This is a genomic window from Gemmatimonadaceae bacterium (assembly GCA_040882285.1).
Lineage (GTDB): Bacteria > Gemmatimonadota > Gemmatimonadetes > Gemmatimonadales > Gemmatimonadaceae > JACDCY01.
On record JBBEBQ010000010.1, the window covers coordinates 387,188 to 408,728 of the forward strand.

General features: G+C 68.2%; 10 protein-coding genes. 2 read left to right on the forward strand and 8 right to left on the reverse strand.

The features are described from left to right. Nucleotides 1-15: 15 nt before the first annotated feature. From WEA80_07380 to rho, 3 genes are all read right to left on the reverse strand, one after another. Nucleotides 16-4,620 carry a translocation/assembly module TamB domain-containing protein gene (locus WEA80_07380; GenBank protein MEX1186395.1) on the reverse strand — a complete coding sequence of 1,535 codons (4,605 nt, stop codon included), beginning with the start codon at nucleotides 4,618-4,620 and terminating at the stop codon, nucleotides 16-18. Further along, nucleotides 4,620-6,827 carry a BamA/TamA family outer membrane protein gene (locus tag WEA80_07385; GenBank protein MEX1186396.1) on the reverse strand — a complete coding sequence of 736 codons (2,208 nt, stop codon included), beginning with the start codon at nucleotides 6,825-6,827 and terminating at the stop codon, nucleotides 4,620-4,622. Before WEA80_07385 ends, WEA80_07380 begins: the two co-directional genes overlap by 1 nt. Nucleotides 6,828-6,903: 76 nt before the next feature. Further along, nucleotides 6,904-8,382: a transcription termination factor Rho gene (gene rho / locus WEA80_07390; GenBank protein MEX1186397.1), complete on the reverse strand. Its 1,479-nt coding sequence runs from the start codon at nucleotides 8,380-8,382 to the stop codon at nucleotides 6,904-6,906. Nucleotides 8,383-8,740: 358 nt separating this feature from the next. Between rho and WEA80_07395 the strand changes: the two genes are divergently transcribed. Next, nucleotides 8,741-9,328, forward strand: a complete 588-nt coding sequence (locus tag WEA80_07395; protein MEX1186398.1) for a hypothetical protein — start codon at nucleotides 8,741-8,743, stop codon at nucleotides 9,326-9,328. Nucleotides 9,329-9,347: 19 nt separating this feature from the next. On the opposite strand, the gene WEA80_07400 is transcribed toward WEA80_07395, so the two are convergent. Beyond that, nucleotides 9,348-10,118, reverse strand: a complete 771-nt coding sequence (locus tag WEA80_07400; protein MEX1186399.1) for a polysaccharide deacetylase family protein — start codon at nucleotides 10,116-10,118, stop codon at nucleotides 9,348-9,350. Nucleotides 10,119-10,377: 259 nt separating this feature from the next. On the opposite strand from WEA80_07400, the gene WEA80_07405 reads away from it, so the two are divergent. Then, a complete protein-coding gene (locus tag WEA80_07405; protein MEX1186400.1) occupies nucleotides 10,378-12,504 on the forward strand; it encodes a PBP1A family penicillin-binding protein in 2,127 nt (708 codons plus the stop codon). 542 nt (nucleotides 12,505-13,046) lie between these two features. On the opposite strand, the gene WEA80_07410 is transcribed toward WEA80_07405, so the two are convergent. The 4 genes from WEA80_07410 to WEA80_07425 all read right to left on the reverse strand — a co-directional run bounded on the left by WEA80_07410 (nucleotide 13,047) and on the right by WEA80_07425 (nucleotide 21,291). Beyond that, nucleotides 13,047-14,300 carry a DUF1501 domain-containing protein gene (locus WEA80_07410; GenBank protein ID MEX1186401.1) on the reverse strand — a complete coding sequence of 418 codons (1,254 nt, stop codon included), beginning with the start codon at nucleotides 14,298-14,300 and terminating at the stop codon, nucleotides 13,047-13,049. 14 nt (nucleotides 14,301-14,314) lie between these two features. Next, a complete protein-coding gene (locus WEA80_07415; protein MEX1186402.1) occupies nucleotides 14,315-16,036 on the reverse strand; it encodes a DUF1800 domain-containing protein in 1,722 nt (573 codons plus the stop codon). Nucleotides 16,037-16,131: 95 nt separating this feature from the next. Continuing rightward, complete coding sequence (locus tag WEA80_07420) at nucleotides 16,132-17,502, reverse strand: hypothetical protein (protein ID MEX1186403.1); 1,371 nt, start codon at nucleotides 17,500-17,502, stop codon at nucleotides 16,132-16,134. Nucleotides 17,503-17,541: 39 nt separating this feature from the next. Beyond that, the gene (locus WEA80_07425) at nucleotides 17,542-21,291 is read right to left on the reverse strand and encodes a carboxypeptidase regulatory-like domain-containing protein (protein MEX1186404.1); all 3,750 of its coding nucleotides are present in this window, start codon (nucleotides 21,289-21,291) and stop codon (nucleotides 17,542-17,544) included. Between the last annotated feature and the right edge of the window lie 250 nt (nucleotides 21,292-21,541).

The following is a 21,541-nucleotide window of genomic DNA, read 5'->3' on the forward strand; positions in this document are numbered from 1 at the left end:
AGCTAATAGCTGTTCTCAGTATCTCCACTCCCTGATCAGGAACAGCCCCAGCACGCTGCGCGTGATGGGCTCCCGCCGCTCGAGCGTCGGCTCGCGCAGCAGGTAGCGCGGCTCCAGCGCCATCTCGATCCTGTAGCCGGGCATAGACGGGAAGCGGTGCTCGAGCGTGAAGCCGGGACGCCGCAGCGCGGCCGGATCCGGCCTGCCGGTGAGCGATATGAACGTGTTCGGGTTCACGTACTTGCCGAACTCCACCTCGGTGCTGCGCAGGAAGCTGCCGACGTCGGTCTGTATCTCGGCGGGCGAGATGATGAGCACGTCGGCGCCGAGCGAGCGGGCGGCTTCGGCCGCGATCTCTTCGGTGAAGACTCCGAGGGCGACGGCGGCGAGCTGCTTCGTCGCGAGCGCCGCGCCGGTTCCGACTAGTGTGCCGGCGCCGCCGCCGGTGGACAGCGCGGAGCCGCCCAGCTGCGTGAGGGTCGTGCCCGACTGCCCGAACGCGAGATAGCTCAGGATATCGCTCTGCGCCATCGGCGGCTGCGCGTCGCTCGTGAGCGTGATCTTCGGGCTCCTGAGCGTTCCGCCGATCACGATCTGGATGTTGATCGCCTCGCGCGTCGGGAGCCGGACCTCGTACTCGCCCTGGATCTGCAGAGTGGGATTTATCTCGCTCAGTCCGACGAACGTCGCCGATCCGCGCCTGATCTTGAACCTGCGGCTGAAGAACACATAGTCGCCGCGGTCGCTCAGCAGGACTCCGTCGAGCGTGAGTGATTCCCTGGCGCGGTCCGCGCGGACGATGAGGTCGCCGTCGGTGTACACCTCGAGGTTGACGTTCGGCGCGCGCACGAAGACGTCGCGCTCCACGCGGAGATTGAGCTCGACGCGCAGGTTCGCGAGCAGCGGCGACTGGGCGGGGAAGATCTCCGACGCCGGCGTGAGCGCGGTATCGAGTACGGCGAACAGCGCCGGGTCGTCCGCGCCGATGACTTCGCGATCCTCGGGCGTCGGTATGTAGAGAACTCCTTCGCGGATCCGCACGCCGCCGCTGATCAGCGCTCCGTCGAAGGGCCCGTACATCGCGACGTCGAGGTCGGCGAACAGCTCGCCGTGATCGTTGTCGAGGATCCGCGCGTTCGTGGAAGTCAGGTGCAGGTCGAACGACGGCGCGCGGAAGGCTCCGACGCCGACGCCTCCGGTTACCCGGAACGGACCGGCGCTCCGGCCCACGAGGGAATCCACCACGACGGTGTCGCCGGTCATCCGCACCACGCCGTACACCTGCCGCACCGTCACGCCCGTCGGGACGATCTTCGCGCTGCCGTTCTCGATGGCCACCGTCCCCGACAGCGCCGGCGCGCTCAGCGTGCCGCCGATGGTGACGTTGCCGCTGGTGCGGCCGCGAACGTTGGTGACGTAGCCGCCGAGCTGCGGCAGGATCGCGACAGGGAAGCTGTCTGCCGTCACGCGCAGCGCTATCTGCCGGTCGCGGGGAATGCGCGAGCCCGTGACTCCGGTGAGCGCGAGGTTCACCGGGATCGTTCCCTCCGCGACGATGATCGAGCGGCCGTTCGGGAGGGTGGCGTCGGCGCGCCCGGTAAGAGTCTCATCCGTGTAATCGACGGTGCCGTGTACCTCGGGCAGGCGCGTCTCGTTGTACACGAAGTCGGTCGCGCCGAACGCTCCCTTGAAGCGCGGATCCGCCAGCGTTCCGGACGCGTTCACGTCGAACGAGAGCAGCCCGCGCGCGCCAATGTCGCTCTGCAGCAGCGATGCTATGTCCGCGATCTCGAACCGGTCCACCGCGAGACGCAGGTCCGCGTTGCCCTCCCGCGGAATCAGCCCGTCCACGAAGATGCGTCCGCCCGCCGGATTGGTGAGCTCGAGCGTGCGCACCATGAGCCCGCGCGCGCCCCACTGAATCTCCGACGGCTGTGTGTTGGTCCAGACCGTCGTGTCGAACTGCAGCCGCATGCTGTCGAGGTGCAGCTCGTGGTGATTCGCGTGGAGCCGGTATTGCGCCGCCAGGCCGTATCTCGTGCGGTCGTCCTGCACGATCGAGATGTCGGCCGTGCCGCCGGGCTGCTGATACAAGATCTGCGCGTCGATGCTGTCGAGGGCGAATCCCGCCAGCCGCGCGTCAGCGAGCTGCGCGTCCACCACGAGCTTCGACGCCGGCGTACGGCCTCCGGTCCACTCGTAGTCGGCGACGAGTCGGCCCACACGCTGGCCGCGCGCGACCAGGTTCGTGCCGCGCGCAGTGCCCCGCAGGCCGAAGTTCTTGATGTTGCCCGTAGCGACACCCTCGGCGCGCAGCGAGCCCGCCAGCAGGCCGCGTGGGATGACGCTCGGCGTGTCTACAGCGATCGGCGGCACACGCCTGCCGGTCACGGCGCGCTCGACCTCGGTCTCGCGCGCGATTCGCAGCGAGTCCGCCCGCGCGCGCTCGACGCGCGCGGCGAGAATGCGCGGCCGCGGCGCCACCACGCCGGTATCGGCGCCGATGACTCCGGCCAGCGCGGACAGCGTGTCGACGGCGATGCTGTACTGCAACTCGCCCTGGCGCCGCTCGCTGAGCCCGAACGTGCCCTGCGCGTCGAGCCGGCCCTGCGGCACGCTCACGGTCAGAGTGTCGAAGCGGGCGAGCCCGTCCGCGAACGCCACGCGCACCTTGGCCGAGTCGAGCGCGAGTGTGTCCCACGTGGACGTGCGCACGTCAGCCACGAGATTCCCGCGCATGGTCTCCGGATCCGTGCCGGTGCCGACCATGTGCGCGGTCGCGGTGAGGGCGGTGCGCGGGGCCCGGGTCGAGACGGCGCTCGCATTGAACAGCGCGGCGTTCAAGCGCAGGTCGTAGGCGGTCGCGCGTCCCTCGAGGTCGACGCGGCCGTTGATCGCGATGTCGCCGCCGCCCGACGCGGCGAGAGTCGTGTTCACGGTGAAGTCGCGCAGCGTTCCGACGAACCGGATCGGGCCGCTCACGAATCCGCGGAGTCCCAGCGCGGGCGCGAACCGGCCGGCCGTCGCGAGCGCGAGCGGCGCGAACCGCGCGTCGGCATCCAGCCACACGCGGGCGCCGCGCGGACGCACGGCGACGCGGCCGATGCCTCGGGACCGGTTGCCGCCCTCGACGTGCGTCATGTCGCCGGTCGCCACGAGCGTGGAGCCGGTCGAGCCGTTGAGCACCGTCGTCCCCGTGAACGTTCCGCCGAACGGAATGTCGGGGATGATCACTCGCGCCATCTCCGCTGTCACCGGCAGCAGCCGGAGCCGGAGATTCCGCGCGCGGAAATACTCGCCGACGCCGAGCTCGCCCGTCGCTATCACGCGATTCCGGCCGGAGCCCGGTCCGACGAAGGTGACGTCGCCGTCCACCCGCATGGCGTTGAATCCGCCGTCGAAGCGCGCCCGGCCGGAGAGAACTCCCGGGCGCGGCGGCCACGACACGCCGAGCACCTGATCCAGGAGCGCGGTGCTGACGTTGGAGAATCGGAGGTCCGCCGCATGGAACGCGAGCGTGTCGGTGTCGGTGATTCCGATCTTTCCGGCGATGTGCGCGTCGCCAAGCCGCAGGTCCGCGTTCTCCACGAGATACATCGCGCTGTCGCCCTCCCAGTCCATGGAGAAGTCGAGCGATCCGCTGCCCCGCTCCGGCAGCTGCGGCAGCACCCAGCGCACGTCCGCCGGAGAGAACGGATTGGCGCGCATGCGCAGACGCAGGTCGGCGCCCTTCATCGTGTACCGACCCGACGCGATCGCGCGCGTGCCGGGCGCTTCGGCGCGCGCGTCGGCCCACCACACCGAGTCCTTGTTGAACTGGATCTTGCCGGTGAACGCGCGCACGACGAGCGACGGCGGGTTGAACGGGATCGCGTGCACCCGGCCAGACGCGACGTCGATCAGCGCGATCCTGAAATCCGGATCGTTGAGCCGCACCACGGGCATGCGCGCGTGGATGTCGCGATACTCGGAGACGTTCTGGAATCCGCCCGGCACGCGGATGATTCGCACGCGGCCTTCGCCCGCGAGCGCCTGCGTTATCTCGCGGTCCGGATCACCTTCTCCGCCGCCGGGCGTCCACGGCACGCGGGTCGTGAGGTCCACGTTCACCAGCGTGACGTCGTTGAAGCGGATCCACGTTCCCCAGCCGGGCTCGCGAGGGCCGGTATGTGGCACGGTGTCGCGCGGAAAGATCCGGTCGTAGTTCCACTTCTGTCCCGGCAGCCGCTCGATCACCACCTGCGCGTTCACGATCCGCAGATCGGACAGGACGATGCGCTTTCCGAACAGCGCGCGGAGACCGTACTCGGTGTAGATCGTGTCGGCGATGATCAGCGGCGCGCCGCTGCTGTCGGTGATCGAGACGTCGATCAGCGTGACGTCGCGGAGCAGATTGCCGCGCACCTCTCCGATCTTGATTATTCCGCGCGAGTTACGCGTGAGAACGTCCACCACGCGGTCGCGCACGAAGTTGCGGCCGATGTCGGCCTGAGTGAGGATGAGCACGCCCACGGCCGCGAGCACGACGACGCCGGCGAGGGCGAGCCCCGCGAGCCCCACGTGCTTCCTCCGGATCACCGGCCTGTAGCCGCGCCGCGGCGAGGCGGTCGGAGCGGTCACTAGAACGCTTCGCCTATCGAGAGATGGAGGACCATCCGATCCAATACCCCCATGAACCCGCCGCGAGCCACCGCGTACTCGCGGCGCGTGTTCAGCCGGACGAGCCTGCGCTCACCGTCCACGATCTCCTCCGAGATCACCGGCAGCCGCTCGGCGCGTCCCGGGTTGATGCCGATGTCGACGCGGATCGGGCCGACCGGCGAGCGGTAGCGCACGCCGAAGCCCGGCGTCACGGCGGCGCGGCTGCCGGGAAGCGAGGGATCAATGTTCTGCGTCACGACGCCGGCGTCGATGAACACCGCGCCGGAGAGCTGCCGCCACACGGGGAAGCGCAGCTCCACGTTTGCCTCTGCCACGGTGTTTCCACCGAGTGGGCGCGGCTGGAAATCCTCGTCCTGAAACGCGACCGAATTCGGATCGCAGTCAGTGATCGGCGTCGGCTCGGGGCAGGCGAGCGGTCCGTCCTTCGACAGCTTCCCCGCGCGCAGCTCCGCGGCGGAGACGGTGAGCACGCGGGGCCCGAGCTGGTTCTCCCCGAATCCGCGCACCGATTGCGCGCCGCCGGCGAAGAAGCGCGTGCGCGGGTGCAGGATCTGCTCGCCTTCCAATCCACCGAGCGCCTCGCCCGTGCTCGCGACTCCCTTGACCCAGCCGAGGCGAATGTGCCCGCCGAACACGCCCCGCCGGCGGATCCGCCGGAATACCGCCGCCTCGGCGGACGCGCGATTGTAGCGATAGTCCGATGCGGTGAAGCCGGACGCGTGCTCGAGCGCGGTGCGGCCGCGGAAGCCCTGGCTGGGGGAGAACGGATCGTTGGTGCGGTCGATGTTGCCAGTGAGCGTGAGCGGAGAGATGCGCTGAGTTCTGCGGAGGGCGTCCAGGGTCGGACGGTCGCACACGCCGAAGTTGACGCAGAAGTACACGTCTCCGGCCTCGACGGTGGTCAGCTCGAAGCGGTAGTTGAGGCTGGCCGGCGCCCGCAACGCCACCTCGCGGGTGAACGTCGCGCTCGAGCCGTAGCCGCGATCCACGTAGATGCCGGGCGCGCTGCGCCGGTGCGTGAAGACCGACAGCGCGAGCGCGTTCCGAGCCGAGCCGAACCACGGCTGCTGCAGCTCGGCGCTGCCGTTGTACGTGGGCGCGAAATAGCGGCCCCGGTCGCTGCCGACGTTCACGTAGTTGTCCGAGAAGATCAGCTTGTTGTTCAGCTGCTCGGCGAGCAGATTGCCGACCGCGCCGGTCACCGTCAGCCGCCGCGCTCCGCGGGTGAAGTTGTAATGCGTGTACCTGCCTTCGGCCTGAACGAAGTCCGCGGTGGTGAAGCCGAAGCTCGCCCGCGCTTCGCGCGGCGGTGACTCGACCACCGTGATGTCGACGATCTTGGTGGAGTCGACTCCCGTCTCCTCGGTCGACAGCTCGATGACCGCGCGGCGGAAGAGGTTCGATTCGTACAGGTTCCGCTGGCTGCGCAGCAGGTCGGAGCGGTGGTAGAGATCACCCTCCTCGAACGTCAGCGAACGGCGGATCGTGCGCACGGAGACCTGCTCGTTCCCGTGGACGTGGATGCTGTCGATGGTCGTGAGCCAGCGCGGATTGAGCGTGATCGCGACCGACGCCGACAGTCCGTCCCGGGCGAGCGCGATGGACGTGTCCACGATCGCGTCGGCATAGCCGCGGTCCCACAGCGCGATCTCCAGCCGGAGGCGCATGGAGTCGAGCTTGATCATGTTGAGCGGGTCGCCCCGCCTGAGCAGCGTGCGTCGCGTGATCGCCCGGTTCGGGAGGACCGGAGTCGTCTGCGTTATCGAGACGTCGCTGACGAGGGTAGGCGGGCCTTCGTCCACTACGAACGTGACCGCGACCTTGTCGCGGTCGCGCGGAGCGATAACCGTGTCGACCTGCGTCTCGCGGAAGCCGCGCTTCCAGTAGAACACGCGCAGCCGGAGCATGTCGCGGATCAGCTCGTCCCGGTCCAGGTAGCGCCGCTCGTAGAACAGCTTGCTCTTGTTGAACCAGCAGATCGGTCGCAGCGCGAAGCTCTCGCAGTGCGATTCGTCGGTGACGATGCTCTCGCGCAGCTCGTCGACCTTGAGCGACTTGACGCCCTGGAATTTGAGGTCGACTACCTCCGGCTTTTTTTCCTCGTCCTGGGCCGAAGCGGGGACCGGGGCCAGCGGCCCGGAGACCGCGGCGAGGCACAGGAACAAGGCGGTGCCAGACCTGGAAGGGACCCAGCGCCTCGGACTCGGATGCATGCCTCCCGCAGGAGCAAGCAGTGGGCCGTTAGAGGCCCTCTAGAAGGGCGTCGTTACCGGGGGTGGAGGCGATTCGCTTGATCAGCCATTCCATGGCCGAAGTCGAGGGCATCTGCTGGAGGCCCCGGCGGAGCGTGTAGACGTGGTCCAGCTGCTCCGGCCGGAAGAGCTTCTCCTCCCGGCGCGTGCCGCTCGTTCCGATGTCGATCGCCGGGAAAATGCGTTTCTCGGCCAGCGTCCGGTCGAGCTTGATCTCGCAGTTTCCGGTGCCCTTGAACTCCTCGAAGATGACGTCGTCCATGCGCGAGCCGGTCTCGACGAGAGCGGTCGCGATGATCGTGAGCGAGCCTCCGCCGTGCTGCTCCGCGACCGCGCGGGCCGAGCCGAAAAAAGCTTTCGGCTTGGCCATCGCCGTGGCGTCGAGACCGCCGGACAGGGTGCGGCCGGTGCCGCGCTCCACGGTGTTGTGCGCGCGCGCCAGGCGCGTGATCGAGTCGAGAACGATCACGACGTCGCGGCCGAGCTCCACGAGACGGCGCGCTCTTTCGAGCGTGATCTCGGCGACGTCGGTGTGGCGGTTCGCGGGCATGTCGAAGCTGGACGCGACGACTTCGCCGTAACCCCAGGTAATCATCTCGCTGACTTCCTCGGGGCGCTCGTCCACGAGCAGCACGAGCAGCACGGCCTGCGGATGATTCACGGCGACTCCCTCGGTGATCGCCTGCAGGAGCATGGTCTTTCCGGCGCGCGCTGGCGCGACAATCAGCGCGCGCTGGCCGTAGCCGATCGGCGCGATCAGGTCGATGGCGCGGCGCGTCAGCTCGGGTCCGCCCTTGGCGGGCTTGCCGGTCTCCAGCTTGAGCTTGCGGTCGGGATACGATGCCGTGAGCGATCCGAAATCGGGGCGCCTCGCCGTCGCCGCGGGATCGGCGTCGTTGATCGTCCGGACTTCGACGACGACGGTGCGATTGCGGTGATCGCGACCTGTGGTCGCGTTGAGCTCGTCGCCCCGGCGGAGCCCCAGCTGGCGCACGAGATGTCCGGGCACCATCGGATCAGATGGGTCTGGGAGGTAGCTGTTGGCGGCTTGTCGAATGAACCCGCTGTCGCGTTGCGGATCGAACCAGCCGGTCGCTTCCGCGTCGGCGACGACCGGCGTGGGAGGCTGCTGGTCCTGCTGCTGTTGCTGCTGCTGCTGCTGCGGCTGGCGGTCGCGGCGCGGACCGTGTCCGCGTCCCCGCCTGCCGTGCCGGGGGTTGGGCCCGCGGCGCCCATTTCTGCGCGTGTCGCTCTCGCCGGACGGTCCCTGCTGACGCTCCCGGTTACCACCCTGTTGCCGACCGCGAGGGCGATCCTGCTGCTCCTGGCCGGTGGGATAGTTGCGCTCGGGGTTGTCGCCCGGAGCCGGCGAGCCGGGTCGGTCGTCGGACCGGTCCTGCACTGAAGGCTCGGCTCGGGGCTCGTCCGTGACGGACGGCGGCTGTGGATTCGTGCTGTCTGGATCCATGGATCGTGAAGCGGGGTTATTGCTCCCGTTTCCGGCGCCGTTGCGCCGGACGGGCGTGGTCCTCGCAAGCGGCAATCGCCGCCCGAGGTTTAGCTCCTTCCTGGGGTCTGCTGCTTGTCGGAAAAGATCTCGCGGCTATGAAGCCATACGGCATTGCCGTAGCACCGCGGGAATCAAACGGTCGCAGGGAGTAGCGGGGAACTCACGCGGCTTACCGCGACCTGCAATTCTCCAGATAGACGCGCGGTGGACAGCGCGGTCACTACACAATGCTAGTAGTGGGGGGCGGCAAAGTAAAGCAATGGCGGGTTCTGGGATATTCCAGGCGGAATATTCCAGGAGCTTATCTTCCGCGACGATGCCTGACTCCGTCGACGTAACTGTTCTTATTCGACAAGCCGTCGATCGCTACAAGTCCGACGGCGAGATGGGCCCGCTGCAGGACACACTCGCCGCTCTTCCCGAAACCGCGCCGGCCATTCTCGCCGAAGCCGTGGAGCCGTACCGCGACATGCCCGAAGTCGCCGGCCCCGTGTACGAGCGGATCGTCGCGGCCGAGCCGGACGACGCGCGCGCGCTCGTCATTCTCGCGAACGCTTACTGGCTGAGCGGGCGCGGGCCCGACGTCGTTGGGGAGCTGGCGACACGCGCCATCGCAGCCGACGCGACGAACCGCGGCGCGTGGCACCTGTGGGCGCTTGCCGAAGGAAATCCACGCGAGCGAACGTCGCGCTGGAAGCAGGTGTCGGCGCGGTTTCCCGACGATCTGCTGGCGCGCGCGAATCTCGCCGACAACGCCGCGGCGCTCGCCGGCGCGGAGCAGGATTACGAAGCGCTCGACCTTGCCATCGACAGCTACGAGGAGCTGCTCGAGCGGTCCAAGATTCCCGAGCAGCGCGCAGCGCTGGAAAAAGCGATCGCTACCCTGAAAGGCTGGAAGTTCTAGACGCTGCCGGCGACCCAGCTCAAGGCTGCGTTGCTGGTCGCGCGACTCTGTTGCTCATGCCGTCGGAGACGTACCGCCCGTTCGGGCCCGGCCGGTCCAGCGCGTCGAGCGTCCGCTCCAGCTCTTCGCCGTATACCTGCACGCGGTTGATGCTCAGCGGGTTGAACTGCGGATCGTACGGGCTGCGAGTAGGTCCGCCCGACACCTCGAGAATCGCGTCGAAGTCGTACGTCACCACGTGTCCGCTCTTCGGATCGCGCCAGGATCCGCGCTTTGCGAGCGCGCGGTTCTTCGGCCAGACGCCGAGCGGTAGCGCGAACGTGCGCACCTTGTAGCCGGGCACGGCCGAGTCTATCGCCATCACGCCGCGCGCGATCTGCTCCTGCACGAACGCGTCGTCGTACTTGCCGAGGTTCGCGTGCCAGAGTGTGTGGTTGCACAGCTCGAAGCCGCGCTCGGCGAGGAAGCGCATCTTGGGGAAGCGCCACTCGCTCTTCTGTCCCTCGATCCCCTTGTCGCCGAACAGCGAGCGCCCGGCTTCAGCCCCGGAGAGCGTGCAGAAAACAGCCGAGTTGGTCCAGTCTGGATGGCGGGAGTTGAACTCGGTCAGGATGCCCACGGCGGAGTTGGGATCGATCTCGAGCCGGCCGTTTCGCTCGATGTAGCGGAACTGGCTGGGCGAAGCGTCGTCGAACATGAGCACTACCGGCGAGAGCCCGGCGGGCAGGTTCAGGTCGCGGTCCAGAATCTGCGAGATGGTGACGGGCCGGTAGCCCCTCCGGTACAACAACTCCAGATCCTGCCTGAAACGCGCATGCGACCGCTGCCATCTGCCTTCTTCTTCTCCGATGAGATGATATTCCAGTACCGGAATACGCCCCAGCTCGTTCGGAGCCCGGGATGGATCGCCGGGGCCGGAGGTTGAGGCATCTTGACCGGCAACCACCTGGGCGCCAGACACGACTGACGGTGTATCAGATTCAGCCGTCCGGGCGGTATCGTCCGGGTCCGCATTCCCCTTCGTATCAGAACATGAGACAGACAGCCCGATGAGGATCGCCACCGAGAGCAGACGCGCGGCCCTGCGCGAGCTCTGGCACAAGAAGGTGACGCCCAACCCATGGTGGGTCGGCGGAATGAGTGCCGCGCTGGCGGGCATGTTGCTCCTGAATTCGTGGCTGGTGACGTGCGGCTTCGAGGGCTGTCCCAGCGCGAGCGAGATCCGTGCCTTCCGCCCGTCGCAGGGCGGCCAGATTCTCGATCGCAACGGAGTGCTGCTCGGACGGCTGGAGACCGTTCGGCGGCTCAACGTTCCGCTCTCGACGGTCCCGGTATTCGTGCAGCAGGCGTTCATCGCCGTGGAAGATCGCAGGTTCTACGAGCACAATGGAACGGACTGGCGCGGGTTTGCGCGCGCGTTCCTCCGAAACATAAGGGGGCTCGGGATCCGCGAGGGGTTCTCGACGATCACGATGCAGGCCGCGCGCAACACGTTCGTGGTGAACCAGTATCGCGGGCGCACGCTCCGGCAGAAGATGCTCGAGCTCCGGCTGTCCAAGCTGATGGAGCGGTCGCTGACGAAGCAGGAGATCCTCGAGCTGTACCTCAACGTGATCTACATGGGGAACGGCGTGTACGGCGTCGAAGCGGCGAGCCGGGACCTGTTCAACAAAAGCGTGAAGAACGTGACGCTGCCCGAAGCGGCGACGCTCGCCGCGCTCCCGAAGGCGCCGTCGTACTACACCCCGCGGCGGAGCGCGAACCGCGCGCTCGCCCGCCGCAACCTGGTGCTCGACCTCATGGTGCGCGAGGGATTTGTCTCCGCCGAGCGCCTTCCCGGGCTAAAGGACACCCGCATACGGATCCACGGCGAAGGCTGGTATCCCGACCAGAGCAACGATTCGTACGCGCTCGACGCGGTCCGAGCGCTGGCCGACTCGGTGATCAAGGGCACGCGGCTCGATCTGAGCGAGCTGACCGTGTACACGTCGCTGGACGCGCGCGCCCAGCGCGCGGCCGACGCGGCCGTGCGCCGGCGGGCGGCGTCCATCGGCCGGAACGTGGAGGGCGCGATGGTCGCGATCGACCCGCTCACGGGCGACATCCGCGCGCTGAGCGGCGGCCGGAGATTCCGGCGCGGCACCTTCAACCGCGCGCTGTACGCGAAGCGCCAGCCGGGCTCCGCCTTCAAGCCGTTCGTGTACGCCGCGGCGTTGAGCGCCGGGTACGGCACCGCCACGGAAGTGGACGACGAGCCGATCACCGTGCGTATGCAGGGACGGATCTGGGAGCCGAAGAATTACGGCGGCAGTTATCTGGGACGGACTACGTTCCGGCAGGCGCTGATTCACTCGGCGAACGCCGCGACCGTGCGCGTGTCGCAGGTGGTGGGCGAGCAAAGGATCATCGAGACCGCGCACAAGAACGGCATCACCGCCGAGTTGCAGCCGATTCCTTCCATCGCGCTCGGCGCGTTCGAGGTCACGCCGCTCGAGCTGGTCACGGCGTACGCCCCGTTCGCGAACGGCGGCTTCCGCGTGAAGCCGCGTCTGGTGCGTCGGTTGGAGACGGGCGACGGCAAGATCCTGTACAGCCAGGAGGTGGAGCGCGAGCAGGTGATGGACCCGCGCGACGCGTACCAGCTGACGTCGATGCTGCGCGGCGCGATCGACTTCGGAACCGGACGCGCGCTGCGCGACTACGGCGTGCGCGGCATGGTCGCGGGGAAGACGGGCACGACCAACAACGCCAGCGACGTGTGGTTCATCGGCTACACGCCGACGATCGTCGCGGGCTTCTGGTTCGGGTTCGACGAGCCGCGGTCGATGGGCTCGAGCGCGGCGGGCGGGCGGCTGGCCGCGCCGGCGTGGGCGGAGTGGTACCGCGGCGGCTGGCGCGAGAGCGCGACCGCCGATGCATCCTGGGACCCGCCCGACGGGATGATCATGCGCGTGATAGATCCAACCACCGGCTACCTGGCCAACGAGTGGTGCCCGAGCCGCCAGAGCGAGTGGTTCGAGCCCGGCACCGAGCCGACCGCGATATGTCCGCAGCACGCGGAGCCGGTCTACGAGTGGGAGGACGAGCAAATGGAAGGTTGGGAGGAAGTTCCCGAGGCGATCGACTCCCTGGGCCGCAGCCTCAGCCGCCGGCTCCGTCGCATCTTCCGCTGGTAGTACTCGTGCTGTAAGTGCGTGCGAGTGAGCTCGTGCGCTGCCGGTCTCGGCGCGGGGGAGCGTGCCGCTATGGGCTCCCCAGTCGCGCCTACGCTCGCAAACTACGCTCGCTAAGACGGCGCTTTGGGGAGCCCACAGCTAGCACGCTCCTCCAGGCTTGGGAGGACCGTGGCGCTCGGGTGCTCCGCGAAGGCGCGTCTTAGCGAGCGCAGTGTGCGAGCGTAGCGCCGCAGGGGAGTACCCGAGCCCGCGGTCCTCGCGCACCGGACGATCGTCTCGGGACGGTTCTCTTTGGCGCGCTTACGGCGGCGGTGAGGGCGAGCGGTTTGACGTGGGAGAGGATTGGGGGACGACATTCACGCGATGCTGACATCGGTCGGGCACGCCGCGAGGGAGGCCGTGCTCAACGCGAGATTCCAGGCGTTGTCCACGGCGGCCGCGTTCGTCGTCACGACCATAGCAGAACGGGCGAAATCGCGTATGCCACGCGGTGGATACACCCGTAGGAGCGGGGGTCTAGCGCGAGGGCGCGGGGTCCGGCCTCAGAGCAGTCCGATCCATTCTGACCTGCGGTCGCCGTAGCCCGGGAAGATCGCGTCCAGCCTGCTCGCGCCGAGGTGCCCGCTCGCGATCTCGGAGAATACCGCGCGGAAATCGGTGGTGAGCGCGAGGTCGCGCTGCTCGAACAGCTGCTCGCGCTCGAGCCCGGGCCAGCGGCCGTGCACTTTCCCGCCGCGCACCGCGGAGCCGATCGCGAACATCGCTCCCGCGTGACCATGGTCCGTTCCGCGGTTTCCGTTCTCGCGGGCCATTCTGCCGAACTCGGACATCGTGAGGATGACGACGTCCTCCATCTTGTCGCCGAGGTCGGTGACGAGCGCCGCGATCGAGCGCGCGAAGTCGTCGAGCCGGTTGGCGAGCTGCCCCGTCGCGCCGCCCTGATTGACGTGCGTGTCCCAGCCGCCGATGTCGGCGAAGGCGATCTCCATTCCGACGTTGGCCTTTACGAGCTGCGCGATCTGCAGCAGCCGGCGGCCGAAGTCGGTGCGCGGATATTCCGCGCCGTTGCGTGGCTGGTACCGCTGCGGGTTCGCCGCGCGCAGCATCGCCACGGCCTCGAACATCTCGCGCCCCGCGCCGTGCACCAGATCGGCGCTGCCCGTTCTATATAGAGCCTCGAGTCGCTCGGCCTGCCCTCCGGCAGCGCGGATCGTGAACTGCTCGATCGAGTTCATCGCCACGGTCTCGGCGGCTCCCTGCATGCTGCGCGGAGTCTGAGCCGACATGGCCACGCCGCGAAACGCGCTCGGCGCCTTGCACTCGTCGCACGTGCCCTCGACGGCGAGCAGACGGTTCAGCCAGCCGTCGGGCGTGCTCTTTCTGTCCGGCGTCGCCGTCTCCATGTAGTCCTGCGCGTCGAAGTGCGAGCGCGTGGCCGAGGGACTTCCCACGGCGTGGATCGGCGCGAGCAGGTTGCGGTCGTACAGCGGCTTGAGCGGAGCGAGCGCGGGGTGCAGCCCGAAGAACCCGTCCAGGTCGATCGCGGCGCCCTGGGCCCGCAGCGACGGGCGCGGGATCGCGATGGACGGACGCAGCGCGTAGTACGCGCGCTCGCCGTGCGGCACCACGAGATTGAGCGCGTCAGCTGCGCCGCGCTGGAAGAGACAGATCAGCGTCTTTCCTTTCGCCGCGCCGGCGAGCTCCATGCCGAACGCGGTCCGGCGGAGAAAGCTGGGGCTGAGTCCCAGGGTCACGAGCGCGAGCGCACCCGACTTCACGAATACTCTGCGTTGCATGACGATGCTCTCCTTCAGCGCCGCTGAAATTCGGGGGAGCCCAGCGCGAGACCGATGATCTGCGCGAGCCCCTCGAGCCGCGGGATCTGCCCCGGCCTGCGCATTACCTGGTTTCGCCGCGCGCCCTGCCGGCGCGGCTGCGCGCCCGGCGCCATCATGTCGGCGTCTGCTTCATTGACCTCCGCGCTTGCGGCCGCGGCGGCTTCGACTGCTCCGCTCGCGATCATCGGATGGTCGCCGGAGAGCAGGATCGCGCGCGTGTCCGGCGATACCGAGCCGCCGAGCAGCGCGGACACGACGGCGTCCACTTGCTGCTCGCGTGGCGCGGCCGACAGCTGCGCGTCGATCGGGGAATTCTCCGCGCTCAATCCGGGAAGTCGCCCGGCCGCGGCCGCGAGCCCGAAGTTGATCCGATTGAGAATCGAGCCGGTGTTGATCCACGCGGCCCCCGTCTCCGGGTACCCGTTCGGCGCCTGGTGCGCAAAAAGCGGCTGTCCCAGCAGCGCGACCGCGCCGGCGGTTCTCGGCGTGGGGTCGGGCTCCGCGCCGAGCGCTCGCGCGGCGCTCACGACGACCTCGAACGGCGACTTCACCTTGGAGCGGTACGCGGACGCCGCGAAAAACTCGGGCGACTGAATGATCGTGCGCAAGACTTCGCGGATGTCGCCGTCGGTGCGCGTGAACGTCGCGGCCGCGCGATCGATGAGCGCGGTGGACGGCGTGTCGCTCACGAAGCGTCGGGCGAGCTTGGTCGCGATGTAGCGCGCCGTGCTCGGGTGCCGCGCGACGATGTCGAGCACGTCCTCGCCGTCTTCGATGCCGCGTCCGCCCGGAAGCGTATGGCCGAGGACCGTCTTCGGCGCGGCGTCGTGCATGACGGGCCGGAAGATGAACCCGCCGCCTTCCTGCGGCGGACGGATCGTCCAGCCGGTCAGCGCGCGCGCGACTTCGATCACGTCCTGCTGGGTGTAGCCGCCGTCCACGCCGAGCGTGTGCAGCTCGAGCAGCTCGCGGCCGTAGTTCTCGTTGAGCCCCTGGCGCATGCGCTGCGCCCTCGGCCGGATCCGCGCCAGCGTCGGCCTGCCGCTGTCGGCCATGCTCCGCGCGTTGTCGAGGTAGAACAGCATCGCCGGACTTTTAGCGACGAAGCCGAGCAAGTCGCGGAAGTTGCCGAACGCGCGCTCACGGATGCCCTGCTCGTACGCCCGCATGTAGAACGGCTGCGGCCCGCCCTTGCGGATGAAGACGTTGAAGTGGTTGAACCAGAAGTCGGTCATGACTTCCTGCAGCTGCCGCTCGCTCGCGACTGCGCGCGCGACTTTGGCGGATTGCAGGTCGGTCACGACGGCGCGGAGCTGCTCGCCGCGCTGCCTGAACGCGATGCTGTCTTCCCGAGAGAGAGCGGCGCCGCTGTCGGCGCGGACCTGCCTGCGCTCGCGTTGCGCGGCGGCGTACTGCTGCACCAGGTAGTTCTCGGTCTGGCCGAACGTGGCGTAGCGCGCAAGCGCGCGATCCGCGGCGTCGTCGGGAATCCGGCTCGGGTCGAGCTGCCGCTCAATCCACTGGTCGAGTCCCATCGCGCGGACCTTTTGCACGTCGCCGGGACCGGGCCCGAAAGCGAGACGGTTGAGGGCGTGGAGGATTTGCTGATCCGCGGCCTGCTCTCGAAGGGCTTCCTGTCCGTGTAACGGGACTGCGGCGAGAAGGGCGAGGAAAAGGGCGGACAGAAGACGCATAACTCCCCGGTGAGGCATTCGGCGGGTTTGACTGCCGGGATCAGGGAACGTTAATGGCTCCGGGACCAGTGCAACCGGTACGGGGTAAAGGCCCCTTATCGAGCGGTCGCCTTTTCGAGATAGCTCACCCGCTCTTCCCGCACGGACAGGTAGACCACGTCATCCGGCCCGAATCCGACGATCGTCCGTCCCTTTGGGATCTGCACTCGCTCGACCAGCACACCCTGGCGGTCAATGACGTCGTACACCGGTCCACCCGTAATCGCCTTCGTCGGGATGGTGCGGATCCAGAGATTGCCGTGCGGGTCGACGCGGACCGAGCCCGCGAAGAACGCCGGCTTGTAGTCCGGCAGCTCGCTCGGATCCACGAAGTCGACGTTCGCGTTCAAGCGTTGTCCGGAGGCAGCCGCCTGCGCCTGCCGCGCGCCTTGCCGCGCACCCTGCCGCGCCCCTTGCGGCGCTCCTTGCGGCGCTCCGCCTCCGGGACCGTCGGGGCCGGTCATGATCTGGATCGTAGGCCCCGCGGCGCCGATCGCTGCGTCCGACACCCCGAGCGCCGCGCCCACCGCGGCGATCCCGGGCGCGCCTTCGCCCATTCTTTCTCTCGCCGCGCGGAGCGAATCAATGAAGGCGACCTTGTCGTCGTCGGTGAGCCGTTGCCAGTCGAACGAAATCTTGGGCGACGACGTCCTGCTTCCGTCGGGACCGATCCAGTCGACGTGATAATCGCGGCCGCGAATGAACGCGATCGAGCCGTCGGGAAGCGCGGTCCAGTCGTCCACCACGGGCAGCGGATTCAGCCGCGAGCGCATGTTGACTCGTCCGTCCTCGGTGCGCGTCACCTCCATGCTCACCTTCGGCGTGCGGATGAAACCGAGAGTGTCGAGGCTCCGCGTCGCGAGATCGATGCGGAGTATCGGCGCCGAGTCGGGAATCTCCGGCGGCGCGAAGTTTCCGGCGGCCGCGCCCGGTGCGCGCCGGAACTGCGGCCGGAACATGCCGCGGTAAACGAGTCCGCCTTTACCGTCGTACGCCGCTCCGCCCATCGCGCCCGCGAGCAATCCGGCGTCCTGCGTTCCGGGCATGGACATCACGCGGGCGACCTTGCCGGCCGGGTCGATCACGAGCATCGACAGTGAGGCGGGATCGGTGAAGAGACTCGAATCTCCCTTGTACGCGAGCAGCCCGCCGAGCCGGCCGCTGTACGCGTTGCCGGTCGCGGAGGTCGAGTCGGCGACGATGGTGAACGCCGAGAGCTGATCGTCGAACAGAACGAGGCGCCGATTCGGCGCGTCGTTCACGAGCACGCCTGACGGAAGCGGGCGGATGCCGATTGCCGCGACGGGCTCGGCCGCGCGCGCGGTAATCGGGCCGAGTTGCCGGATGACGTTGCGGTCCTGCGCGTTCGCGGCGCCAGAGAGCGCGAGCACGAGACCGAGTGACATCGCAATTGAATGCGTCTTCATAAGCTCACTTCTTCTATTGAAGGGCGTATTTGAATTCAGTCAGGGAGACTGCCTAATTATCGTAATCATCTGGCCGCCACCGCCGGTGAACACCGCACCGCCCGGGTTCATCCCCCCACCGGAGAACGTCGCGGTCCCATGGCGGATCGATGCGAGGTAGCGCGGCTCCAGGTAGCTGGCGACGTTCGTCGGCAGCTTTCGCATCTGCTCCGCCGTCAACAGCTTCCTGATCGCCGGCGCCGCAGCGCTGAGCAAGTCGATCGTTTCCCTGCGCGCTCGCATGTACCTGCCATACACCGCGTCGCGATCATAGTTGTCGGGAAGCTCCGCGAACTCCTTCGCGAGCGGCATCCAGATGGCACTGACTCGCACGGTGTACGCCCGGTTCATGACTGCGATGCTGTCCGCCTGCACCGCCGTCAGGCGGAGCGAGTCCTGCTGCCGCAGGATCGTCGCCATGGGATTGAGCAGCCCGCCGCCGTTGTACATGCCGCGGAACATCGCTTCGGGGATGCGCGTCCCTTCGGTGCGCCGACCGCGATCGAGCTGTTGCGTCAGCAGCTGCCGCTCGCGCATCGGGCCGAGGTCGAACCGCAGCATCGCCGTCAGCGTCACGGGGATTCTCATTCCGCTCACGGCGCGGTTCGTTCCGCCGAACCGCTCGTTCACCTCGTAGCGAAAGCGCTGCGTGGCCGGATCGAATCCGCGCACGTACAGGAGCTGCTGGTCCACCGGCGCCGGCTGGCCCCAGCCGCGCAGCTTGCCCGAGCCGTTCAGCAGCAGGTCGGCGGCGCCGAGCGGATTGGAGAGCGAGAAGGACAGCGACGAGCGGCGCGGCATGCGCACCTTGAGTGGATTGAACCTGATGTTCATGCTGGCGGTGGAGTACCACGGTCCCCGGCAGCTGTTGCGGCCGGCGAGCTCGCCGATCTGCGACTCCAGGCACGCGCGCGCTTCCGGCGATCCCCGGTCGAGCAGGCTCCGCATGCCCGACGCCAGTCCCGCCTCCGCGGTCGCGGGATCGAAGATGAACGCGCGGTCGTTGGAGTAGCCGTCGCCGTTCACGTCACCGGCGACCATCGGCGTGAACGGCGCGCCCGAGCGGATCTGGCCGAACCAGCCCACGCGCACGAAGTCGAAGAAGTTGTACGCGAGGTTGTAGACGATCTGATGGCGCGACGAGCCGCCCGAGCGTCCCCACTCGGTCGAGAGCGGATTGCCGGCGGTGTTGCTGAAGCCGCGCACCTGCTCCCGCACGTCGGAGAGGACGTAGGCCAGGCTCCAGCTGAAGTTGGGGCTGAAGCGGACGGGCGAGAGGCGCATGCTCAGCTGCCGGCTCTCGGAGCGCAGGTCCGAGTCGATCTCGGTGACGCGGGAGAACTCCGGGTGGATGCGCGAATTGCGCGAGGCCACCGCGCCCGTCGCGGGCACGATACTCGCCGAATCCACGAATACCGGACGGCCCGCTTCGTCCGCGAGCGAGAAGCGCTGCTCGCCGCCGAAGTTGAGGTCGGTGATCCCGCGCTGGTTCAGGTTCCGCGAGTACGTGCCCTCGAGCATGAAGTTGAACCGGTTGCGCAAAACGGGGAGGCTCCACTGCAGGTTGGAGCGAATGCTCCGCGGCGCGGAATAATCCCGGGAGAAGAGCGTGACGTTCGGCGCCGCGTTGGCGAAAGTCGTCCCGCTCGTGCCGTCGGCGCACGCCGTCGGAATCGACTCCGGGTCCGCCGCATAGGCGATCCAATCCGGTACTGGCGCGGCCGCGCCGACGCAGCGCAACTGCTGCGTCGCCCCGGGCAGACCGGTGTTGTCGAGCGCCGAGGCTATCAGGTTCGTTCCCGGCGTGCTCTGAAAGACGCCGATGCCGCCGCGCAGCGCCGCGCGCGGGAGGCGCGCCGCGCCCTGGAATCCCTCGATCTGCGCGGCGCTGCCGTACGTCCAGGAAAATCCGGCGCGTGGGCTCAGGTAGATCTTGTTGGGCACGACGTCGTTCCGCGCGCCGAACAGCGACTCGATCTCCGGATTCAGCTCCGGCCGCGAGGTGAAGCGGTTCGCGTCCAGGCGCACACCGTACTGAATCTGCAGGCGATCGGTCTTGCGATACGCGTCGCCGAGCGAGAAGCCGGCAGTGAGCTGGCCGACGCTGCGGTCGCGCGTGCCCAGCTCGCGGGTGAACACCGCCGGACGCAACGCCTCGTAATCGCTCAGCGAGTTGAACGTGAACGTTCCGAGCGTGTTGTTGGACGACTCCTGCTCGTTGGTGTCGAAACGCAGCTCGCTGGTGAGCTTCACGCGGTGCTTGTTGTTCACGCTGAACCAGGAGAGCTGATTCAGGAAATTCGTGGTGTTCGAGCGCTGGCTGCTGTTGAGCCGCTGGTTGCCGCCGAAGTGGAGCGACTGCAGGCTGCGCGTCCCGTCGTCGAAATCGGAGTTGACGCGCACCATGCCGGCGGGCAGGTCGAGGAACGGCGTGGACGAGTTGCGCGACATGCTGAAGCCGAGCGATGTCTCGGTGAGGATCGCGTTGCGGAAGTAGCCGCTGTGTCGCCCCTGGATTCCGCCGCGCCAGTTGGTCCGCTCGCCGCTGTACGACGGCAGCTCCGTCGCCTGCCCGCTCAGCGGGCTCTGCCGGCTCCAGTTGCCGTTGAACGAGAAGTTCAGCGCCTGGCCCGAGCTCGACGAAGGGGGCGCGACGTCGATGCTGCCGAACACCGCTCCCTGATCGGCGATGCGGTTGTCTGCCGCGCCGCCGGCCTCGAGCGGAATTCCCCGCGCTTGCATGAGCGCCAGCGCGCGCTCCGCCGAATCCGGCGCGACACCCACGGCCTGGAATCCGTCGGGGCCCGTGTTGAGCAGCGTGAACAGGTCGTTGGACCTGCGTCCGAGCTGGTACGACACGTTGTAAAAAGCCTTGTTGAACTGGATCGGTCCCGACAGCGCGCCGCCGAGCGAGTAATTCGAGTACTCCTGGCCGAGCGCGCGAGCAGCGCGGTCGGTCCACTGCATCTGCGGCGCGTCGAGGTTGAGGCTCATGCCGCGGGTGATGAAGTTCGAGCCGGAGCGGGTGCGAAGGCTCATCTGCGCGCCGCTGAAGCCGCCACGGGAGACGTCGTACGGCGAAGTGATCACCGACGAGAACACCGCCGCGTCGCGCGGGAGGCTGGAGCCGCCGAAGCTCATCCCGTTGAGCACGGTGTTGTTCTGGTCGGCGCCGAGTCCGAGCACGGAGAAGCCGTCGGGCGCGCCGTCCACTCCCGGCACGCCCTGCACGCCCGGAAGCGTCGCCGCCATCGCGGCGAGGTCGCCGAGCAGGTCGGCCGGCACGGCGTCGTTGGTGATCGGCTGCTCGGTGCCGCTCACGTCCGGTTGGGCGTCGGCGGTGCGCGGGACGCGCGCCCTCTGGGCCGTGACGGTCACGTCCTCCAGCAGCGCGCCCATCTGCGTAAGCCGGGCGTCGGCGACCAGGATCTCCTCGTCGGTGATCCGCTTCAACTCGAACCGCCTGGGGATGTAGCCGAGCAGGGACACGGTGATCATGTAGTCGCCGTCCCCGCCGGGGAAGGCGATCGTGTAGCGGCCGTTCCGGTCGGTGCGCGCGGTGCGGCTGACGTTGCCCGAGATCGACGTGGCCGTCACGGTGGCGCTCTCGACTGGAAGGCTGTCGGGGCCGGTGATCCGGCCGCGGATGACGTCCATCTGCTGGGCCGCGACGGCGGATGGCCCGGCGGCGAGCGCGAAGATGGTCGCGATCAGTGCGGCCAGAAGGTACGCGGGGGTTCTCGAGGGCATGTATGTGTGAGGTGTGACGCTGGATTCGACCCTTTGTTAGGGGGAATCGTTGCTTCAATAGTACGCCTGTCCGGTCCCGACTGTTGCAATGGCGCGCGCAGATTGCGCGACGAGGTGCCCCGCTCTGGCCCTACGCTCGCAAACCGCGCTCGCTAACACGGGCCTGAGCGGGGCACCTCGTCGTGCAATCCGCCCCGAGGTCTGTGCCGTTGAAGGTGGTTATGCGCGCAAAGGCCGGGCTACGAGGATC

Coding starts and splice junctions, on each gene's coding strand:
- rho (MEX1186397.1), bottom strand. CDS start 8,382: ATGGATCCAGACAGCACGAATCCACAGCCGCCGTCCGTCACGGACGAG.
- WEA80_07395 (MEX1186398.1), top strand. CDS start 8,741: ATGCCTGACTCCGTCGACGTAACTGTTCTTATTCGACAAGCCGTCGAT.
- WEA80_07405 (MEX1186400.1), top strand. CDS start 10,378: ATGAGGATCGCCACCGAGAGCAGACGCGCGGCCCTGCGCGAGCTCTGG.
- WEA80_07410 (MEX1186401.1), bottom strand. CDS start 14,300: ATGCAACGCAGAGTATTCGTGAAGTCGGGTGCGCTCGCGCTCGTGACC.
- WEA80_07415 (MEX1186402.1), bottom strand. CDS start 16,036: ATGCGTCTTCTGTCCGCCCTTTTCCTCGCCCTTCTCGCCGCAGTCCCG.
- WEA80_07420 (MEX1186403.1), bottom strand. CDS start 17,502: ATGAAGACGCATTCAATTGCGATGTCACTCGGTCTCGTGCTCGCGCTC.
- WEA80_07425 (MEX1186404.1), bottom strand. CDS start 21,291: ATGCCCTCGAGAACCCCCGCGTACCTTCTGGCCGCACTGATCGCGACC.